Genomic DNA, 18,585 nt, shown 5'->3' with positions numbered 1-18,585 from the left:
TATTTAGGGGAATTAATGCCATTCGCTTGAAACACTCCTTCCTGAAGATTAAAGTAGAGGTACTAACGATCTTAGAAAGCGTGTGAGCGGAATGGACAATACTTATTTTACGATTGGAATGGCCGGGCATATTGACCATGGCAAGACGACATTGACAAAAAAGCTGACGAATGTCGATACGGACCGTTTAAAGGAAGAAAAAGAACGCGGCATTTCAATTGAATTGGGGTATGCGCCGCTTCAGACGGAAGATGGCACCCATGTATCAATTGTAGATGTTCCAGGACACGAGCGCTTTATCCGCCAAATGATTGCCGGAGTGGCGGGAATCGATTTGGTGGTTCTGGTGGTGGCAGCGGACGAAGGGGTGATGCCGCAGACCGAAGAACATCTGGAGATTCTTCAGTTTCTCGGCATCGAGCATTGCATCGTCGCCATCTCTAAGATTGACCGGGTTGATGAAGAAATGCTCGAACTGGTGGCCGATGACATCCAGGAACGCCTCGAAGGCACGATTTTTGACGGCGCTCCGTGTGTCTTGGTGGATAGCTTATCCGGCAAAGGCATCAGTGAATTAAAAGAAACGATTTTCAACGAATTGAAAAAAGTGAAGTTCCGTGATGCGTACGGTTCGTTCCGGCTGCCAATTGATCAGGTTTTTACGGTGCAGGGGCAAGGTACGGTCATACGGGGAACGATATACGAGGGGATTGTCCAGCAGGGCAGCCAGCTGACACTGCTTCCAAAAGGGCATAAAGTAAAGGCTCGGCAAATTCAAGTTCACCATCAGGAACAGTTTCAGGCAAGAGCAGGGCAGCGGACAGCGATTAACCTGGGCGGCATTGACAAAGCAGACGTAACCAGGGGCGATGTGCTTGTGGCGTCAGACCATTTTATGGTGACCGATACGATTGATGTGGCGCTTCAGCTGATTGACAAGGATTTTTCGCCGCTCAAGCAGCGGGCGCCTGTGAAAGTCCATGTAGGAACTTCTGAAGTAATGGGCCAAATCGTCTTTTTTGACCGCAACGAACTTGCAGCGACAAAAGACGAAGTGCTGTGCCAGATCCGGCTGGAAGAGGAAATTGTGGTGCGGCGCGGCGACCGCTTTATTTTGAGGCGGCCGACTCCGGTGAAAACGCTGGGCGGCGGCTGGGTCATTCAGCCGAAAGGCGCCAAATACCGGTTCGGTGAAGAAACGATGGCCATGCTGCGTGCTATAAAAGAAGGGACACCGCAGGATTTAATAGAAGATGTTTTGGACAAGCACATCGTGCTGGATGTTCAACAACTGATTCAGCAGACCTCGCTTGATGGCCATGTGCTGCAGGAAACCCTCTTGAAAGGGTTGGAAGAAGGCCGATTGCTGGAAATATCTCCTGGAAAATACAGCCTGGCAAAAACATATGCAAAAATAACAGACGAAATGTCGGACCGGCTCGCCAGCTATCATGAAGAATTTCCGATGAGGACAGGCATGAGCAAAGCAGAACTTGTGCAGTCGCTCAGCGGTGCTTATCCGAAATTGTTCATTGAATACAGCTTAAATGCTTTGACCGGACAAGAGAAGTTCAAGAAAATCGAGCAATTTATCGCCCTGGATTCTTTTGAACCGCATTTGCCGAAGAAGTGGAAGACCCGGATGGAAGGCATTATTGCCGCCTTGGAAAAGGATGGCCTGCAAGTGAAGAAATGGAATGAGTATTTTGAAGGGACTCCAGTGCCGAAAAATGACATCCCCGAATTGACGCTTTATCTGCTGAACACCGGCCAGGCTTACCGGCTGCTCGAAGATACGCTGATCCACCATAAAGCATTTGAACAGGCGTTAGCCAAACTGAAAAGCGGGACGGATGAAGCATTCGGATTAAAAGAAGCAAAAGAGGCGCTCGATGTCTCGAGAAAATACTTGATTCCGCTTCTGGAATTGCTCGACGGGATGAATCTTACCACCCGTTTGGAAGAACAGCGCCACTGGACGGCTGAAGTAAAATTAAAATAATAAAAGAGCTAAGAGGAGGAAGGATCATGGGCTACAAAATTTCAATCGAATTTTGCATGCAGTGAAACTATGCCCCAAGAGCCGCAAGTTTTGCGGAACAGTTGTTTAATCATTTTAAATCGGACATTGCTTCGCTCGAACTGATTCCAAGTTCAGGAGGAGCTTTCGAAGTAACGGTAGACGGAAAGAAAGTCCATTCTAAGCTCGCCACCAGAAAACACCCGGACATCAACGAGATCATCCGGCTCATAGAAAAATAGAGATTGCGGAAAGCTTGCCTGCGGAAACCGCGGAGTTCCGCAAGCAGATAGGGGAATTGAGATGAAACAATATTTGCGCCAGCTGCCGCCGGTACATGAATTGCAGAAAGATAAACGCTTTGAAGAGTTCCGCGAAGAGTTTCACTTGACTACTGGACAGGCAACGAAGTTTATTCAGCAGGAACTTCGTAATTTGCGCGAAGAAGTGCTGAGTGGCCAGTTGCCTTTTTCGCCGTCTCATCAAAATTTCACCAATATGATTTTTGGGAATGCCGCCCATAAGGCAAGTCAGTGGAACGAAGATCGCTTAATGCGTGTCATCAACGGAACCGGTACCATTCTGCATACCAATCTGGGGCGTTCAAGATTGAGTGAACGGGCGGTTGCCCATATCACAAGAGCTGCACGCAATTACTCAAATCTGGAATACCGGATTTCAGAAGGCAAGCGCGGATCCCGGCATGAAATCATCGAAGATCTTCTGAAAGAAGCTACAGGCGCTGAAGCAGCTATGGTTGTAAACAATAACGCCGCGGCAGTGTTCTTGGTATTAAGTGCATTAGCAAAACACAAAGAAGTCATTGTCTCCCGCGGGCAGCTTGTTGAAATCGGAGGTTCTTTCCGGATTTCTTCCATTATGGAAGAAAGCGGAGCTAAACTTGTAGAAGTGGGGACAACCAATAAAACGCATTTATTTGATTATGAAAAGGCATTGAATGAAGAAACAGCGATGATTATGAAAGTCCATACCAGCAATTTTCTGATGGTAGGCTTCACTGAGACGGTGGAAACCGAAAAGCTTGTTAAACTGAAGAACGATCACGATGGAGTAGTGTTTTACGAAGATCTTGGAAGCGGTGCGTTATATGATTTTAAAAAATATGGCATTGGTGATGAACCGCTTGTCCGGGAAGTGATTGCTTCAGGCGCAGATGTGGTTTCATTCAGCGGCGATAAACTGCTTGGCGGACCTCAGGCGGGAATTATCGCCGGGAAAAAGGAATTTATTGACCGCTTGAAAAACCATCAATTGGCCCGGGTGCTGAGAGTTGATAAATTGACTTTTGCTGCTTTGGAAGAAACATTGAAGGCTTACGTGATCGGTGAAGGAGCAGCAATGGAATTGCCGACTGTCCGTGACGTGATCCGGCCGATTGAGGAAATCCGCCAGCAAGCGGAAAAGTTCATTTCTGAAATAGAGTCGCAGACGGCAATGTACAAACTTGATTTAAAAGAAAGCACATCGCAAATCGGCGGCGGTACGATGCCAGGTGTAGAATTGCCGACATTCATGGCTAGCGTGACCCATGTCAAATTGTCGGCACAGGAACTTGCAGAAAAGATGAGGGGCTGCCGGCCGGCAATCATCGCCAGAATTCAAGGCGAACGGGTCTGCATCGACTTCCGGACGATTGAAGAGAGCGAAATGCCCGAAGTGGTAAAAGGCTTGTTGGAGATTGAACAGGGAGAATGACGGTTTGGAATCAATAAAAAAGCAGGAAGCCGCATGCTTCCTGCTTTTTATGATTACAGCTGCTTTTTCAAGCCTTCCTTGACTGCCCAAATATGGTGCTCGTGGAAAAGCAGTTTATCCGCTTCACTGACAGGAATCCATTTCAGCAGATGGTCTTCTTCAATAGGTTCCTGCACTTTATCGCCAATTTCCGCCAGATAAAAATAGCCGTCATTGAGCATGGCGATGTTGGTCCTGCTGGAATAATAAAGTTGCTGGGCATTGCCGATATAAGGGCCGATCACTAATCCGTATCCCGTCTCTTCCAGCATTTCACGCTTGAGGCATTCTTCGGGCGATTCATTGTCTTCAAGGCCGCCGCCAGGAAGGAAATACGAGCCGCGCGTTAATTGCACAGTCGCCACTTGGTTTTTTTGCGGACTGAAAATAATGGCATAAACCCCTTTTCTAAGCTGATAATCAATGCCTTCTATTTTTTCACCGAATATTTTTTGCATGATGATTCTCCTTTGTGTAGCCCGGCTGTCGGAAGGGAATGGAGTTTATGGCTTTATACATGATTTGCTGCAAGACGGCGGCATTCCTTTTAGGAATAGAGGAAAAATAGAAAAAGAGGCCGAAATGGGCCTCTTTTTCAGAATCAGTCAAAATTCAATTTATAGTCTTCGGCTTTGATCATTCTCAGCTTGCGGGCGAATACATAAATCAACGCGACATTCAAAAGAATTGGAAAAACCTTAGCTGAAACTGTAACCCCTATTGAAGAAGACTTTATTAGAACGGCGACGCTTGAGCAGTAATTGTGAAATAAGATGGACGGAATTTTCGCCAGATAATAGATCTGGCGTAACTCAAAGAGGATTCGTCGTAATTCAACCCCTATTCGTCGAAACTCATTGCCAATTGGTTGCCACTCGCTGCAAAAAGGTCGCAACTCAAGCGGCTGCAAGAAAAAGCCTGCTTGATTTCACTGATATAAAATGAAACACTTCAACTCCTGAAAGCGGGAGGCTATACTATATGCAAAGAGTTTTCATTGTTGCAGAAAAGAGGGAAAGTCATGAAAAAACAAGTCGTGGTAATCGGACTGGGGAGATTCGGCACCAGTGTTTGCAAAGAGCTTTACCGCCTGGGCCATGAAGTGCTAGCGATTGATACAAAAGCGGACCGGGTGGATGGCCTAAGGGATTATGCGTCCCACGCCGTTGTCGCCAATGCCACTGACGAAAGTGAGCTGAAGTCGCTCGGCGTACGGAACTTCGATCATGCGATTGTGGCGATTGGAGATAATTTGCAAGCAAGCGTTTTGTGCACACTCATGCTGAAAGAAATCGGAATCGCGAAAGTTTGGGTCAAAGCGCGGGACTTGCAGCACCAGAAGATATTGGAGAAAGTAGGCGCGGATAAAGTCATCCAGCCCGAAAACGAGATGGGAATTCGGGTTGCACAGCATATGAATTCTGAAAAAATCATCGACTATATCGACTTGTCCAATGAATACAGCATCATTGAACTGGTCGCATCCGCAAAAGTAGCTGATAAAACCTTAAACCAATTAAATATCCGCGAAAAATACAAATGCATCGTGCTAGCAATCAAACGCGTGGAAGAGGTGAATATTGCCCCGCTTCCAAATGACCGAATTGAGCTTGGGGACATACTGGTTGTCATGGGCCATAGAGATGACCTGAAACGGCTGGAAGACAGAGGCATCTAAATTCAGCAAATTGAAAAAGCAGCTGTTCCATTTGGAACGGCTGCTTTTTTGTCTGCACTTAAATATTCGGAAGTTCCCGCCCTTCTGCAAAAGCCTTTAAATTCTCAAGGCTGAGCTGAAAGCCGTCCATGTTGACGGTCACGCGGGTGCCGGCGTTTTCCGGCCGCAGATCAAAGATGAAATGGAGCTGGTCTTCATCTGCAGTATAGGAAAAGCGGCTGTGCGGCACGACTTCCGTGATTGTAAAGCTCATGTCCACATGTTCGCCTTCTTCCAGCTGGTTGTGCTCACTCGGCATCAGCGTAAACAGCGCCTTGCAGCCGACTTCGAGCTCCGGTATCCTCCACACCGAACCAGGTGCATACCAGGCCGAAAAATTCTCGTCATTTGTCAGCGCCATCCAGACAGTTTCAGGGTCGGCTTCAATAAAAACCGAGCGGGTTTCATCGTTCATCTCTTCAACCTCCTCGTTTTTCTTTTATCGTATTGAATAAGAGACCAATAAACAAGCAGAGAAAACAGATTTCTGCATTAAAGCGCTGCTGAATTGCAGCGCCGAAAGGACGATAAGTCACTCATTAACGAAGGATTGGTATACAATACAGAATATTGAAATTTAAAATTGACGAAATTAACTTATTTATCTATACTTTATTAACAAATGGTATACCATCTTAAAGAGACAGGAGTCAATCCATGATTCATATCACTGAAGTAAAAAAGAACTCTGTCTATGATTATCTGTATAACGCTATCCGCACCGGGGACATCAAATCAGGGCAGACACTGACGGAAAGAGAGCTGGCAGAAAAAATCGGCGTGAGCCGGACACCGGTCCGGGAAGCGATCCGGAAGCTTGAAGAGCAGGGACTGGTGACGCATGTGCCCCATAAAGGCGTGAAAGTTGCTACGCTGACGGTGGAAAAAGTGGCGCAGCTGTATGAAGTGAGGGAAGTGCTGGAAGGACTGGCGGCTCGGACGCTTTCCCAAATCCAGACACCGGAAATCATCGATGAGTTAAACAGCTACGTCGCAAAGGCGGAAAAAGAAGCGGCCGTCAACAATGTCAAAGAATTGGCCGACATCAATTCGGACTTCCATTTGGCGCTGGCGCGGCTGTCTGAAAACTTTTATCTGGAAGCCATCATGACAATGCTGCAGACGCAAATCGGCTTGATGATGTCGACGTCTCTGTCTCAAGCCGGACGTCCGCTGCAGAATGTGGAAGAACACAAGATGATGATCGGCGCAATCCAATCGGGGGATGGGGATTTTGCGGAAAGCATGGCAAGGTTCCATGTGCGAAAAGCGAAAGAAAACGCATTTAAAAAAATAGCAGAGGGTGGAAACGGATGATGGAAACGAAAACATTGGTGCAAAATGTATTGAAGACAAAAATGAGCGACATTCCAGAAGAAGTAAAGCTCCACGGCAAAAGAAGCTTGTTCAATTGGATGGGCGTGGCGATTGGTGCATCAAAGCATCCATCGGTCGATATGGTGCTTGGCTTGAAAGAAGACATCAATTCTTCTGAACAGGTATCCATTTTCGGCCGTACGGAAAAAGTCGATCTGCTGCTTGGCAGCTTGATCAATGGCATGTCTTCGCATATTTTTGACTATGACGATACACATCTCGATACCATTCACCATCCGAGCGGCCCGGTGGCTCCGGTCGTGCTGGCACTTGCAGAGAAACTGAACCTGACAGGCGAGCAGGTCCTTCACGCTTTTATTCTCGGCTGCGAGGCGGAACTGCGCATTGCGAATGCGGTATATCCAAGCCATTATCATCTTGGCTACCACATCACGAGCTCTACGGGTGTTTTCGGGGCGGCTGTTGCAGCGGGAATCCTGCTTGAACTGGACGAAGAACAACTGACGTGGGCGCTTGGCATCGCGGGGACGCAATCCTTCGGCCTTCGGGAAATGTTCGGCACAATGACCAAACCGTTTCATCCGGGGAAAGCGGCGCAAAATGGCTTGATGGCGGCATTGCTTGCCAAAAAGAACTTCACGAGTTCAACGGAAGTGCTGGAAGCGAAACGCGGGTTTGCCAATGTCCTGGCTCCTGAACATGACTTGTCGAAAGTGAACATCAATTGGGGCGAGCAGTGGGAGCTATTGAAGAACGCTTTTAAACCCTATGCATGCGGCATAGTTCTGCATCCGTCCATCGACGCTTGCATTGCACTTGGCAAGCAAGTGGCGGCGGAAGATGTAGAACGCATCGAATTGACCGTCAACCAATACGTGCTGGAGCTGACCGGGAAACCGACTCCGCCGACCGGACTTGCCGGCAAATTCAGCATCTACCATACAGGAGCCGTCGCATTCCTTGAAGGCGATGCAGGTGAAGCGCAATACGCAGACGCTAAAGTCGTTGATCCTAAAGTGGTCGAATTCCGTTCGAAAATTTCCCCGAAAGTCGATGACAGCGTTAAAGAAGAAGAAGTGTATGCGAAGGCTTTCCTGAAAGACGGCAGCACAATCGAGCATATCGTGAAAAATGCGACAGGCAGCATTGAAAACCCGATGACCGACGAAGACTTGGCCAGAAAGTTCAATAACCTGACCCATCCGATCATCGGCGCTGAACGTGCGAACAAACTTCGGACAGCGATGTACATCATCGATGAAAAAGCGGATTTGTCGGAATTGATCGAATTGACGAAAGCCGATACTGAAAAAATATACAATTGATACAAAAAGAGAAAGATAGAACTTCTATGGGTGATAATCCCTTAACCGATATTCCGCTAACCAGATGGGAAGACATTGGCCGAGGTTTGTGAAGCCAAGTCTTTGCGACGAAGCAGCGAAGCGATGCAGGAGCAGTACGGTTTTCTCCGCTGGTTGGCTCCATATCTAAGGAGCAGGAACAAACATTAAAGAGCTTTCCGAATCAGCTCCCTATTCCAGAGAATCTCTAAAGGTAACAAAAGGAAGCTGAATGTAGCGGAAGGCGGCGACTCCTGTGGGAATAGGGCGAGTCCTGAGACCCCGCAGGGAATGAACGGGGCAAAAGCAATTTGCCCCGTTCATTTGCGACGAAGCTAGCGCAGCGATGCAGGAGCACAAGGTCTTCGCCAGCGAGCGAGGAGGCTTAGGGCCGCACCCCACGGAAAGCGTCCGTCCTAGAGCGAAATGAAAAAAGAGAATAAGAGTTTCTCGACAGCCTAAGAAAGAGCCTTTAAAACAAAGGCTCTTTCTTAGGCTGTCTCCGAGGTTCATTTATCTATGGCAATTGATTTTTTTCTGTAGCCATTTGGCTGGAGAAGTAAGATGATATAAAAAAGAGCCATAGATGGGAGAGGATCACATGAGAAGCGAGAAAGAGAAAATGCTGCTAGGTGCGCTTTACGATGCGACTGACCCTGAACTGCTGAGTGACAGACTCCAGGCGCGGAGATTGACCCGGCTGTTCAATCAGTCATTGGAAACGGATGCCAACAGAAGAACCGGCTTATTAAAGGAACTGTTTGGGTCAACGGGAAACAAACTGGAAGTCGAACCGGTATTCCACTGCAATTACGGCTATAACATCCATGTTGGCGAGAATTTCTACGCTAATTTTGACTGCGTCTTATTGGATGTCTGCGAAATCCGGATCGGAGCAAACTGTATGATGGGGCCGGGCGTCCATATTTACACAGCGACACATTCGCTGAATGCGAAAGAACGAAACGCAGGATTGGAGTTCGGGAAGCCGGTTGCGATCGGAGCAAATGTCTGGATCGGCGGACGGGCTGTGATTAATCCTGGCATAACAATCGGGGACAACACCGTCATCGCTTCCGGTGCGGTTGTTACGAAAGACGTGCCGGCGGGTGTCTTTGTCGGAGGAAATCCGGCAAGAGTCATCAAACAACTGGAACAATAGCCAGTGAAAAATACTAATAAAACTGCAGCAATTTCTGCAACATTAAAACAGTCCAGCATCTCACTCGATGCCGGACTGTTGGTATTCAGTTTTCAAAATGAATTGCTTCCCATTCCGGGCGCAAAGTGCCCATCACGATGACGTCAAAGCGTTTGCCATCGCGGTACACCATCGAGCGTTTGCGGCCCTCCACTTGAAAACCTGCTTTCTCATAAGCCCGGATACCGCCTTTATTGTACTCGATCACTTCCAGGCCGACCCGATCCAGGTTCAATTCATGAAAAGCGTAGCGGAGAATCAGCTTTAGCGCATCCGATCCGTAGCCTTTGCTGCGGTCTGCAGCATCCCCGATGCCGATGGCCATCATCCCGGCGCGGTTATTCCATTCAATCGAATGGATGACGGTAAAGCCGATCAAACGGTCCCCGTCAATTGTTCTTAGCCGGAAATAGGCTTCATTAGGATTTGGCGCACCTTCGCTTGCCAGTTGCTCCCGGTTGCGGGGAAGGGCGAACTCCGTATCGATATTCCGCATATAGTCAGCGTCTTCTCCCCATTTCAGCATAATGTCTGTGTCTTCTTCTCGCGGCAGTGAAAGCTTCAGCTTTTCTCCGGTAAAAAGGTTTGAAGTAATGGTTGTCATGTCAGCCTCCTTAGCGTTTGTGATTTTTGCACACCTCATTTATTGAAAACCTGCCTATTGTACGCAATAACCTCAACCCCTTAACCTCTAGTACTTTCATCTTAGAGTTTTTGAAAATGGATGGCAATAAACAATGTGAAAAAAGTTTGCAGTAAAATAAAAAGATTGAGAATTTTTGAAAGCGCTTTAAAAGGCGCAAGGAAAAGGTTTCATAGATAATCTGTAAATGAATACCATAAAAATAGTCGAACAATTTAAAATGTTTGGTTGACTTCTTGATTTCCTAGTATTATGATTGGATTTAAATTTAATAATCTTATCCAGAGAAGCCGAGGGACTGGCCCGTTGACGCTTCAGCAACCTCTGACATTTGTCAGAAAGGTGCTAATTCCAGCAAGATTTTTTCTTGGGAGATAAGAGAGCGGATCCTGTCCATTTATGCAGCCCTCTTTTCTCGTTCGTTGAGAAAAAGAGGGCTTTTTATATTTTTCAGCAGACGGCACCGCACAAATTTAATGAATAAAAATGAGGAGGAATATATATGACGAAGAAACGGATTTACTTGAACGCATTTGAAATGGTGTGTGCGGGTGGGCATCAGTCCCCTGGATTATGGGTGCATGAAGACGATCGTTCCCATACCTACACTGACAGTGAATACTGGATTGAACTTGCCAAGCTGTTGGAAAAAGGGAAATTCGATGCGGTGTTCCTGGCGGACGTGCTGGGTACTTATGATGTTTATAATGGCTCCCGGGATGCTGCGCTTCGCAACGCGGTCCAGTCTCCAGTCAATGATCCGCTGCTGGTCGTGCCGCTGATGTCATCGGTCACCAAACATTTGAGTTTCGGTGTTACCGCTTCGGTCAGTCATGAACATCCTTATACATTTGCGCGGCGCATGTCGACATTGGATCATTTGACGAAAGGGCGCATCGGTTGGAATGTCGTGACTTCCTATCTGAAAAGCGCGGCACTCAATATTGGGCTCGAAGACCAGATGAACCACGATCAGCGCTACGATTTTGCAGCGGAGTACTTGGAAGTCTGCTATAAGCTATGGGAAGGAAGCTGGGAAGACGGCGCCGTCGTCCGTGATAAACAGGCGAAAGTATACACCGACCCGTCAAAAGTGCACGACATCCGGCATGAAGGGGAATATTTCAAAGTTCCTGGAGCTCATTTGTCGGAACCGTCGCCGCAGCGTACGCCGGTTCTGTTCCAGGCAGGCGCTTCACCGCGCGGCCGTGAGTTTGCGGCAAAGCATGCGGAATCGGTGTTCACAGCCGGCCCGACCACCCAAGTCGTGAAAAAAGGGGTAACCGCATTGCGTGAACGCATCCAGGCAAACGGCCGCAATCCAGAAGACGTCATCGTCTACACAACGTTCACCGCCATCGTTGGAAAAACAGAAGCGGAAGCGCAAGCGAAATACGAGGAACTGAAAAGCTATGTCAGCTATGAAGGGGCCCTTGCACTTCTCGGCGGCTGGACGGGCATCGATTTTTCCGGATACGATCCAGACGAAACTTTGGAATATATCCAAAGCAACGCCATGCAATCGGCAGTCGAAGTGTTTACGCGCGCCGACCCGGACCGCAAATGGACCATCCGTGAACTTGCCACGTTTGTCGGAATTGGCGGCAGAGGGCCGGTTGCAGTAGGGACGCCGGAACAAATCGCGGATGAAATCGAACATTGGGTGGAAGAAACAGGTGTCGATGGCTTCAACCTTGCTTATACCCTTGCCCCTGGAAGTTTCGTGGACTTTGTCGAACTTGTCATTCCGGTCTTGCAGGAGCGCGGCCTTGTCCAAAAAGAATATGCAGAAGGCACGTACCGCGAAAAAATTTACGGCAAAGGCCAGACCGGATTGAAAGAAACGCATCCTGGTGCCAGCTATAAGCAATTGCATCAGCCAATTGAAAACTAGAAGGGGGAATGGACATGATTACAGCTTACTGGATCAGTGTCGCGGTTTTCTGGATCGCCGGACTGACTCTATGGAATAAAATCTATCCAAAACCGAAACGGAAAGGAGAAGATGGCAATGCGTGAAGACACAACATGGTTGCTTCCATTTATCATCGTAATGCTTATTGGCTATTTTGCATGGACGACTTGGCTCGGTAAGAAAGGCGCTGTTCACAGCGGTTCGATGAAAGGCTTCGCTCTTGCCAAAGGCAAGATAAGCCCGGCGCTTGTCGGCATGAGCTTCGGCACCTCTTACGCGAGTGCGAATTTATTTCTTGGGGTTCCCGGCTGGGCCTATACATATGGATTATCGACATTATGGTATACCATTGGCTGTTTTGGCGTGACATGGCTCGGTTTGCTGCTGTTCACGAAGACTTTCTGGCGCTATGGCCAGAAGAATGGCGGCAGCCTGACGCTTCCGCAATGGCTAGGCAACCGCTACAACAGCAAAACATTGCAGGTGATCGTGGCGCTTCTAGTATTGTTCAATATCTACTATATTGTGGGCCAGAATGTCGGGCTCGCTACAATGTTTGAAACGGTCATCGGCATCCCATATATGTGGGGCATCGCAATCGGTGTCGGCATCACCATTGTCTACGTCAGCCTCGGCGGCGCGTTTGCCCAAATTGTCAGTGACGGCGTACAGGGCGCGGCGATGGCAGCCGTTTCAATCCTGTTGTTCGTGTCACTGCTGTGGACAATTGGCGGCGGCTGGAATGTCTTCGGCACGCTCCACTCGGAACTCCGGGCAATTGATCCTTCGCTAGTGGCACCCCTTTCAAACGGCGGGCCCTTCTATAGCGGCTTTGCCATCTTAAGCATCCAGTGGCTGTTGTTTTCTTTCGTGCTGCTGCCGCATCTGATGAATAAAGTGCTGACAGTCGAAAAGGAAGAGGATTTGCGGACTTTCACTTTATCTGCCGGGCTTTCTCTTTTCGTCTTGTCCGTCTTTTCGGTATTTGCCGGCCTTGCTGCACGCGTCATCCTGCCGGGTCTAGCTTCAGCGGACAGCGCCATTCCGGCGTATATCATGGAAGCCTTCCCGGTAGTCATCGTTGCGTTGCTCGTGATGGGATTGATTTCTGCCATTCTGTCGACGACTGATAGCCTGTATCTTGGCATCACCAACAGCATCGGCAATGACCTCTATAAAGTTTTGGCGGTGCCATTGCTGTATAAAAACAAAAACCTGTCTGAACAGGAACTTGATGGAAAAGTGCTCAAAGCCTCGAAAATTTCCTTGGTTTTTATTGGACTGGTTTCGCTGTTCATGTCACTCAACCGGCCGGAATCATTGGCCTTATTGACCAATTTCGGTACATCGGCTATCATCAGCGGCATCGCAGCGCCGATCAGTCTCGGCTATTTCTGGAAGCATGCCAATAAAACCGGGGCCATCGCTTCGGTCATCAGCGGAGCAGGCTGCTATATGTTCCTGACAAGTTCTGGAACTGTCAGCCATGTATTTCAGGCTATGTTTTTCAGTTCGATACTTGGCTTCTTCTTCATGATTTCAGGAAGCCTGCTTGCAGAAGCGACCAAGAAAAGGGATAAAACAGCGCAACAAGCCATTTGAATATGTGCAAAATATGCAAAAAGAAGAACCTTCCTAATGCTAGGAGGTTCTTCTTTTAGTTAAAACGCATATTGGAACAGGCCGTAATACAAAGGCCCGAGCAAAATGATTGTTGAGATTGCCATAAACAGGGTGCCTGCAACACCGGTTGCCGCTTCCGGCTCTTGTGCCTCAAACTGATTTTTCAATTTAAAAGCGAACAGGATATCCCAAAGCAAAGCGCCGAAAAAGACGATTTTCCATACAAGCGGATCAAGAATTTGATTATTGGTCACAAAACCGAACAATCCGATCCATGTCACCACGGATACAGCCAAGTCGAATTTGATTGGGAAATCCGCATGGCGGCTGTGGATCAAAAAACCAATAGTGGTCGTGCCTAAAAGTGCTGCGTAAATAAACCATAACGTTTGTTCCATATTTCATTTCCTTCTTTAGTCAGACTTCCTTCATTATAGAAGAATTGATAGTAGAAGAAAACATTTTTCATCTCTAATCTGCCGGTTCAAGGTTATCAACGTTTAACAGTCAGTGAATCAGGAAAGTCCCGCTGAATGGAGTTTCTCTTTATTGTTTCACAGCAATTCTGGTTTCTACGATTTCCCGGATGTATTTCATGGTACGCTCATGTGCTTTTTCAGCGGAATAATGATTGCGGTTGTTCAGTACGTTGGTAAACATGCCTTGCCAAATCAGGTTGGTGAGTTCGTTCAGTTCTTCTGCCTGTACTTCATCGAGCAATCCTGCTCTGACAATGGCATTGATGGCAAAGCGTCCCCGGTTATCGATGCTTCGTTCCATCAAAGCAGGCTGCAGTTCTTCCGGAACGGCCAGTAAATCTGAAGGATATAGCTCATAATAATGGACCAGCAGATTTTCAGGGTGCTCGCCAAGGTCCATGAGGAAAACTGAATGGAAGATATCAGGGATTTTAAACGAGTATTCACTGAAAATTTCCCAAGCGATCAAGTATTTTTCTATGGGATCGTCCGTTTTCTTCATTTCCAAAGTAACCATATCAATATAAGGCTTTAGAAACTTTAATGATGCAAAAAACAACAGATGTGATAATTCACCGAAATAATTATAAATGGTTGCGCTATTATAGCCTGCTTTATCCGCCACTTTGCGAATTGTCACCTGCTGCAGACCTTCCGATTTTATCAACTCTTCCGTGGCATCGATAAAATACGTCCACATCCGGCGTTTTTTTATTTCTTTTTTATCCATAAAGCTTCACATCCTTGAAAAAATAAATATTTTTAAAAAATATTGATTATTCTTATAACACCATGCTAACATAAACAACAATAAAAGGTAATCATGATTACAAAATAATCACGGTTACCTTTTTGGAAGAAAAAGGGGGAGAAATGATGGGGAAAGTGAAAATTGATCCAACGGTTTTCTGGTCTTCGCTGGTGGTGATTTTTATCGCGACACTGACATTGGTCATTTTCCGGAATTCGGCAGAACCGGTAATGAGCAAGATGATGACAGACATTACATACAATCTGGACTGGGCATTCCAGTTCCTGACTTTCGGCTTGTTCATTCTATTGATTTGGCTGGTTTTCGGCAAATACGGCAAAATCCGGCTGGGGGATGAAGCACCGGAATTCTCGACTTTCAGTTGGGGCGCCATGCTGTTCTGCGCCGGGATGGGCACAAGCATCATGTTCTGGTCGATGATGGAGCCAATGTACTACTATATGGGACCACCTTTTGGGATAGAGCCTAACAGCACTCAGGCAGCGGAATGGGCAGTAGCATACGGCATGTTCCATTGGGGCATCTCCGCATGGTCACTTTACGCCCTGCCGACAGTGGTCATCGCTTATTCGTTTTTCGTAAAGAAAAACCGTTCGTTGAAAATCAGTACAGCCTGCAGAGGCATTTTAGGAAAACATGCAGATGGACCGATTGGGAAAATCATCGACATCATGGTCATTTGGAGCCTTGTTGGCGGGCTTGGAACTTCACTCGGACTTGGGGTGCCGATGGTGTCGGCAGTCATCGGGGAAATTTTCGGAGTCCAGCAATCTTTGCAGCTGAGCATCATCATCATTGTCATTTGGACAGTCATTTATGGCGCCAGTGCTTATATGGGCTTGTACAAGGGAATACGCAAACTCAGTGACTGGAATGTTTATTTGGCACTGGGGTTGGCATTGTTTGTATTGATCACCGGACCTACTTTATTTATCTTGTCGAACTTCACCAATAGTTTCGGGCTGATGCTACAGAACTTCGCATTGATGAGCTTTTCAACCGATCCGATTGCAAAAGGCGGATTCCCGCAGGCATGGACGGTTTTCTATTGGGCATGGTTTGCGGCTACCGCCCCGTTTATCGGCTTGTTCGTGGCACGAATTTCCAGAGGGCGCACCATTCGTGAACTGATCATGCACATTTTGCTGTGGGGCTCGCTTGGAAGCTGGATTTATTTCGGTATATTCGGCGGCTATACGATGAACCTGCAGTTGACGAATAAATTGAATGTCATCGAAGTATTGAACAGCAGCGGGGGACCAGCTGCCATCGTGGAAATTTTAAAATCAATGCCGCTCGACTTCCTGGTCTTGCCATTCTTTGCAGTGCTCGCTTTTATCTTCTTGGCAACTTCTCTCGATTCGGCGACTTATATTTTATCGGCGATTGCCACAAAAGAATTGATAGGCGAACAGGAACCTGCACGCTGGCACCGTATGCTGTGGGGAGCGGTTCTTGCCATCCTGGCAGTTTCACTATTGATGATTGGCGGACTTGAAGTGATTCAGACCTCTTCTGTTATTGTATCCGTGCCGGTCATTATCCTTTATCTGCTTCTGACGCTTTCGCTCTTGAGATGGCTGAAGCAGGATTATCCGGACGTTCCTGCGGGGAATGAAGCAATAGTTCAGGAGGTTCCAGCATCAGGTAAACTTGTAATAGAACAAAAAGCCGCTAAGGTTTTATTGAAAAATGCTAAAGAGGTGAAAGAGTAATGGTTTTTAACGTTCGGGAAAGCACGCGAGGGGTCAAACAAGAATTCCCGCATGAAGTGGAAGTGACGGACCATGTCTGGATACCGATGTCGGACGGCACACGCCTGTCCGCAAAATTATGGATTCCAAGAGGTGCCACGGCTAATCCGGTCCCCGTGATCTTGGAATATCTTCCTTACAGGAAAAACGAATTCACCGCATTGCGCGATTCAATCCGGCATCCTTACTTTGCCGGGCATGGCTATGCCGGCATCCGTGTGGATATGCGCGGCTGCGGCGACTCCGAAGGCATCATTTACGACGAATATGCCCAACAGGAGCAGGATGATGCGCTTGAAGTGCTCGACTGGATCGAGAAACAGGACTGGTCAACAGGTTCGGTTGGCATGATTGGGAAATCCTGGGGCGGATTTAACGGGCTGCAAGTCGCGGCATTGCAGCATCCTGCGCTGAAGGCCATCATTACACTGTGCTCGACGGATGACCGTTATGCGGACGACGTCCATTATAAAGGCGGCGCTTTGCTCGCCTCGGACATGCTGTGGTGGGCTTCGACGATGCTCGTCTATAACGCACGTCCAGCAGATCCAGAACATGTAGGGGAGGCATGGCGTGAAAATTGGCTGGAGCGTCTGGAAAAGACACCGCCGTTTGTTGAAGAATGGATGCGCCATCAGCGCCGGGATGGTTACTGGAAACATGGCTCGGTTTGCGAGAATTACGATGACATCAAGATTCCGGTTTATGCCGTCGGCGGCTGGGCGGATGGCTACACGAACGCCGTGTTCCGCCTGATACAGAATTTGAAAGGGCCGAAAAAAGGATTGATCGGCCCATGGGCGCATGAATATCCGGAAGTGGCGGTGCCTGGCCCTCAAATCGGTTTCTTGCAGGAATGCCTGCGCTGGTGGGATCAGTGGCTGAAAGAAGAAGAAACCGGCATCATGGATGAACCGGTGCTGCGCATATGGCTGCAGGATGCAGTTCCGCCGAAGACGGATTATGCTGTCCGTCCTGGAGAGTGGGTGCTTGAAGACAGCTGGCCGACTCCAAATACCGAAGAAAAAAGCTTCTACCTGGGCGACCGGCAATTGATTCAACAACCTGTCGGCGCCAAGGAAAACTTGATGACGCATCAGCAGCACGGGTTGTACGCCGGCGTTTACTGCCCATTTGGACAGGAAGGGGATATGGCTTCCGATCAGGCGATTGAAAATGGTTTATCAAATACCTTTACGGGTAAAGAGCTGCAGGAAGAACTGGCAATCCTCGGTTTCCCGAAAATGCAGATTAAACTCCAGTGCGACAAAAAACGGGCGAATCTGGCAGTGCGATTGTGCGACCTTTCACCTTTTGGAACTTCCAAGCTGATCAGTTGGGGTCAACTCAATTTGACTCATCGCAACAGCCATGAATTTCCGGAGGATGTGCCGGTAGGGGAAGAGGTTACCGTGACTGTTGAACTTGATGCCATCGGATATAAAGTGCCGAAGGGTCACCGTCTGCAATTATCAGTGGCTCCGACTTACTGGCCGCATGCGTGGCCTGCTGCAGAAGAAGCGCAAATACAAATCATCAAAGATGAGGATACGAAGCTGATTCTGCCTGCATACAGCAACAAGACGAGGCCAGAAGACATCATTCCGTTCAAACATCCGGAAACAGCGGCGGTCATGGAACGCGAAGTGCTGCGTGAATCAGGACGGACGCGGGAAATCCGCCATAATACGGTGACGAATGAATGGGTCCTGGATGACTTTTCAGATGAGGGATGCCGGCGGCTTCCGTCTAATGGCCTTGAATACGGCAGTACTAATAAAAACGTCTACCGCATTACAGAAGGAGATCCGCTGTCCGCTTCGGTCCAATGCGACTGGACATTGACAGTCGGCCGAAAAGATTGGCAGACACGCCTGGAATCTAGCAGCACAATGGTTTCTGATGCACAGAAATTCTATATCACCAGCCAATTGAAAGCGCTCGAAGGAGACAAAGTGGTTTACGATACATGCAGAACCTTTGAAGTTGATCGCGATTTTATGTGATCGGCTATCCTAACGACAG

At 47.9% G+C, this 18,585-nt stretch carries 15 protein-coding genes, 1 pseudogene and 1 riboswitch; of the genes and pseudogenes, 11 read left to right on the top strand and 5 right to left on the bottom strand.

Annotated elements, in window-relative coordinates:
• The first annotated feature begins 91 nt into the window (after window positions 1-91).
• From selB to selA, 3 genes and pseudogenes are all read left to right on the top strand, one after another.
• Window positions 92-2,002, top strand: coding sequence for a selenocysteine-specific translation elongation factor (selB, locus tag ACSFXN_RS04285; protein ID WP_437148945.1), 1,911 nt, complete (start codon window positions 92-94; stop codon window positions 2,000-2,002).
• A gap of 77 nt (window positions 2,003-2,079) precedes the next feature.
• Window positions 2,080-2,262 (top strand): annotated as a pseudogene (locus tag ACSFXN_RS04280) (Rdx family protein); the annotation flags it as partial.
• A 61-nt stretch (window positions 2,263-2,323) separates the two neighbouring features.
• Window positions 2,324-3,736 carry an L-seryl-tRNA(Sec) selenium transferase gene (gene selA, locus ACSFXN_RS04275; RefSeq protein WP_437148944.1) on the top strand — a complete coding sequence of 471 codons (1,413 nt, stop codon included), beginning with the start codon at window positions 2,324-2,326 and terminating at the stop codon, window positions 3,734-3,736.
• Between the two features lie 53 nt (window positions 3,737-3,789).
• Here selA and ACSFXN_RS04270 read toward each other — a convergent pair whose 3' ends face one another.
• Window positions 3,790-4,233 carry an NUDIX hydrolase gene (locus ACSFXN_RS04270; protein ID WP_437148943.1) on the bottom strand — a complete coding sequence of 148 codons (444 nt, stop codon included), beginning with the start codon at window positions 4,231-4,233 and terminating at the stop codon, window positions 3,790-3,792.
• Window positions 4,234-4,796: 563 nt separating this feature from the next.
• On the opposite strand from ACSFXN_RS04270, the gene ACSFXN_RS04265 reads away from it, so the two are divergent.
• The gene (locus ACSFXN_RS04265) at window positions 4,797-5,453 is read left to right on the top strand and encodes a potassium channel family protein (protein ID WP_437148942.1); all 657 of its coding nucleotides are present in this window, start codon (window positions 4,797-4,799) and stop codon (window positions 5,451-5,453) included.
• A 58-nt stretch (window positions 5,454-5,511) separates the two neighbouring features.
• On the opposite strand, the gene ACSFXN_RS04260 is transcribed toward ACSFXN_RS04265, so the two are convergent.
• Window positions 5,512-5,907 carry an SRPBCC family protein gene (locus ACSFXN_RS04260; protein WP_437148941.1) on the bottom strand — a complete coding sequence of 132 codons (396 nt, stop codon included), beginning with the start codon at window positions 5,905-5,907 and terminating at the stop codon, window positions 5,512-5,514.
• 242 nt (window positions 5,908-6,149) lie between these two features.
• On the opposite strand from ACSFXN_RS04260, the gene ACSFXN_RS04255 reads away from it, so the two are divergent.
• From ACSFXN_RS04255 to ACSFXN_RS04245, 3 genes are all read left to right on the top strand, one after another.
• Complete coding sequence (locus tag ACSFXN_RS04255) at window positions 6,150-6,809, top strand: GntR family transcriptional regulator (protein ID WP_437148940.1); 660 nt, start codon at window positions 6,150-6,152, stop codon at window positions 6,807-6,809.
• Window positions 6,806-8,155: an MmgE/PrpD family protein gene (locus tag ACSFXN_RS04250; RefSeq protein WP_437148939.1), complete on the top strand. Its 1,350-nt coding sequence runs from the start codon at window positions 6,806-6,808 to the stop codon at window positions 8,153-8,155. Before ACSFXN_RS04255 ends, ACSFXN_RS04250 begins: the two co-directional genes overlap by 4 nt.
• Window positions 8,156-8,774: 619 nt before the next feature.
• Window positions 8,775-9,335: a maltose acetyltransferase domain-containing protein gene (locus ACSFXN_RS04245; RefSeq protein WP_437148938.1), complete on the top strand. Its 561-nt coding sequence runs from the start codon at window positions 8,775-8,777 to the stop codon at window positions 9,333-9,335.
• A gap of 85 nt (window positions 9,336-9,420) precedes the next feature.
• Here ACSFXN_RS04245 and ACSFXN_RS04240 read toward each other — a convergent pair whose 3' ends face one another.
• On the bottom strand, window positions 9,421-9,969 hold the full coding sequence (locus tag ACSFXN_RS04240; protein ID WP_437149160.1) for a GNAT family N-acetyltransferase: 549 nt from the start codon (window positions 9,967-9,969) through the stop codon (window positions 9,421-9,423).
• 322 nt (window positions 9,970-10,291) lie between these two features.
• Window positions 10,292-10,398, top strand: a riboswitch (SAM riboswitch).
• Window positions 10,399-10,519: 121 nt separating this feature from the next.
• Between ACSFXN_RS04240 and ACSFXN_RS04235 the strand changes: the two genes are divergently transcribed.
• Window positions 10,520-11,911 carry an LLM class flavin-dependent oxidoreductase gene (locus tag ACSFXN_RS04235; RefSeq protein WP_437148937.1) on the top strand — a complete coding sequence of 464 codons (1,392 nt, stop codon included), beginning with the start codon at window positions 10,520-10,522 and terminating at the stop codon, window positions 11,909-11,911.
• Window positions 11,912-12,028: 117 nt separating this feature from the next.
• Window positions 12,029-13,534 carry a sodium:solute symporter family transporter gene (locus tag ACSFXN_RS04230; protein WP_437148936.1) on the top strand — a complete coding sequence of 502 codons (1,506 nt, stop codon included), beginning with the start codon at window positions 12,029-12,031 and terminating at the stop codon, window positions 13,532-13,534.
• A gap of 59 nt (window positions 13,535-13,593) precedes the next feature.
• Here the strand turns inward: ACSFXN_RS04230 and ACSFXN_RS04225 are convergent, their stop codons facing one another.
• Together ACSFXN_RS04225 and ACSFXN_RS04220 are read right to left on the bottom strand one after the other, a co-directional pair.
• A complete protein-coding gene (locus tag ACSFXN_RS04225) occupies window positions 13,594-13,953 on the bottom strand; it encodes a hypothetical protein (RefSeq protein ID WP_437148935.1) in 360 nt (119 codons plus the stop codon).
• A gap of 148 nt (window positions 13,954-14,101) precedes the next feature.
• A complete protein-coding gene (locus ACSFXN_RS04220; RefSeq protein ID WP_437148934.1) occupies window positions 14,102-14,764 on the bottom strand; it encodes a TetR/AcrR family transcriptional regulator in 663 nt (220 codons plus the stop codon).
• A 146-nt stretch (window positions 14,765-14,910) separates the two neighbouring features.
• On the opposite strand from ACSFXN_RS04220, the gene ACSFXN_RS04215 reads away from it, so the two are divergent.
• On the top strand, window positions 14,911-16,521 hold the full coding sequence (locus ACSFXN_RS04215) for a BCCT family transporter (protein ID WP_437148933.1): 1,611 nt from the start codon (window positions 14,911-14,913) through the stop codon (window positions 16,519-16,521).
• A complete protein-coding gene (locus ACSFXN_RS04210; protein ID WP_437148932.1) occupies window positions 16,521-18,566 on the top strand; it encodes a CocE/NonD family hydrolase in 2,046 nt (681 codons plus the stop codon). The genes ACSFXN_RS04215 and ACSFXN_RS04210 overlap by 1 nt, the downstream gene beginning before the upstream one ends.
• The last annotated feature ends 19 nt before the right edge of the window (window positions 18,567-18,585 follow it).

Origin of the sequence: Planococcus sp. 1R117A (assembly GCF_051417975.1) — a bacterium.
Taxonomy (GTDB): Bacteria; Bacillota; Bacilli; order Bacillales_A; family Planococcaceae; genus Planococcus; species Planococcus shenhongbingii.
The sequence above is the reverse complement of the archived record's forward strand: the minus strand, read 5'-3'. Positions and strand labels throughout refer to the sequence as shown.

Excerpts from the sequence above, each read along its gene's own strand:
- ACSFXN_RS04210 (WP_437148932.1), top strand. The coding sequence starts at position 16,521 with ATGGTTTTTAACGTTCGGGAAAGCACGCGAGGGGTCAAACAAGAATTC.
- ACSFXN_RS04265 (WP_437148942.1), top strand. The coding sequence starts at position 4,797 with ATGAAAAAACAAGTCGTGGTAATCGGACTGGGGAGATTCGGCACCAGT.
- ACSFXN_RS04225 (WP_437148935.1), bottom strand. The coding sequence starts at position 13,953 with ATGGAACAAACGTTATGGTTTATTTACGCAGCACTTTTAGGCACGACC.
- selB (WP_437148945.1), top strand. The coding sequence starts at position 92 with ATGGACAATACTTATTTTACGATTGGAATGGCCGGGCATATTGACCAT.
- ACSFXN_RS04215 (WP_437148933.1), top strand. The coding sequence starts at position 14,911 with ATGGGGAAAGTGAAAATTGATCCAACGGTTTTCTGGTCTTCGCTGGTG.
- ACSFXN_RS04250 (WP_437148939.1), top strand. The coding sequence starts at position 6,806 with ATGATGGAAACGAAAACATTGGTGCAAAATGTATTGAAGACAAAAATG.
- ACSFXN_RS04220 (WP_437148934.1), bottom strand. The coding sequence starts at position 14,764 with ATGGATAAAAAAGAAATAAAAAAACGCCGGATGTGGACGTATTTTATC.
- ACSFXN_RS04255 (WP_437148940.1), top strand. The coding sequence starts at position 6,150 with ATGATTCATATCACTGAAGTAAAAAAGAACTCTGTCTATGATTATCTG.
- ACSFXN_RS04230 (WP_437148936.1), top strand. The coding sequence starts at position 12,029 with ATGCGTGAAGACACAACATGGTTGCTTCCATTTATCATCGTAATGCTT.
- ACSFXN_RS04235 (WP_437148937.1), top strand. The coding sequence starts at position 10,520 with ATGACGAAGAAACGGATTTACTTGAACGCATTTGAAATGGTGTGTGCG.
- ACSFXN_RS04260 (WP_437148941.1), bottom strand. The coding sequence starts at position 5,907 with ATGAACGATGAAACCCGCTCGGTTTTTATTGAAGCCGACCCTGAAACT.
- selA (WP_437148944.1), top strand. The coding sequence starts at position 2,324 with ATGAAACAATATTTGCGCCAGCTGCCGCCGGTACATGAATTGCAGAAA.
- ACSFXN_RS04245 (WP_437148938.1), top strand. The coding sequence starts at position 8,775 with ATGAGAAGCGAGAAAGAGAAAATGCTGCTAGGTGCGCTTTACGATGCG.
- ACSFXN_RS04270 (WP_437148943.1), bottom strand. The coding sequence starts at position 4,233 with ATGCAAAAAATATTCGGTGAAAAAATAGAAGGCATTGATTATCAGCTT.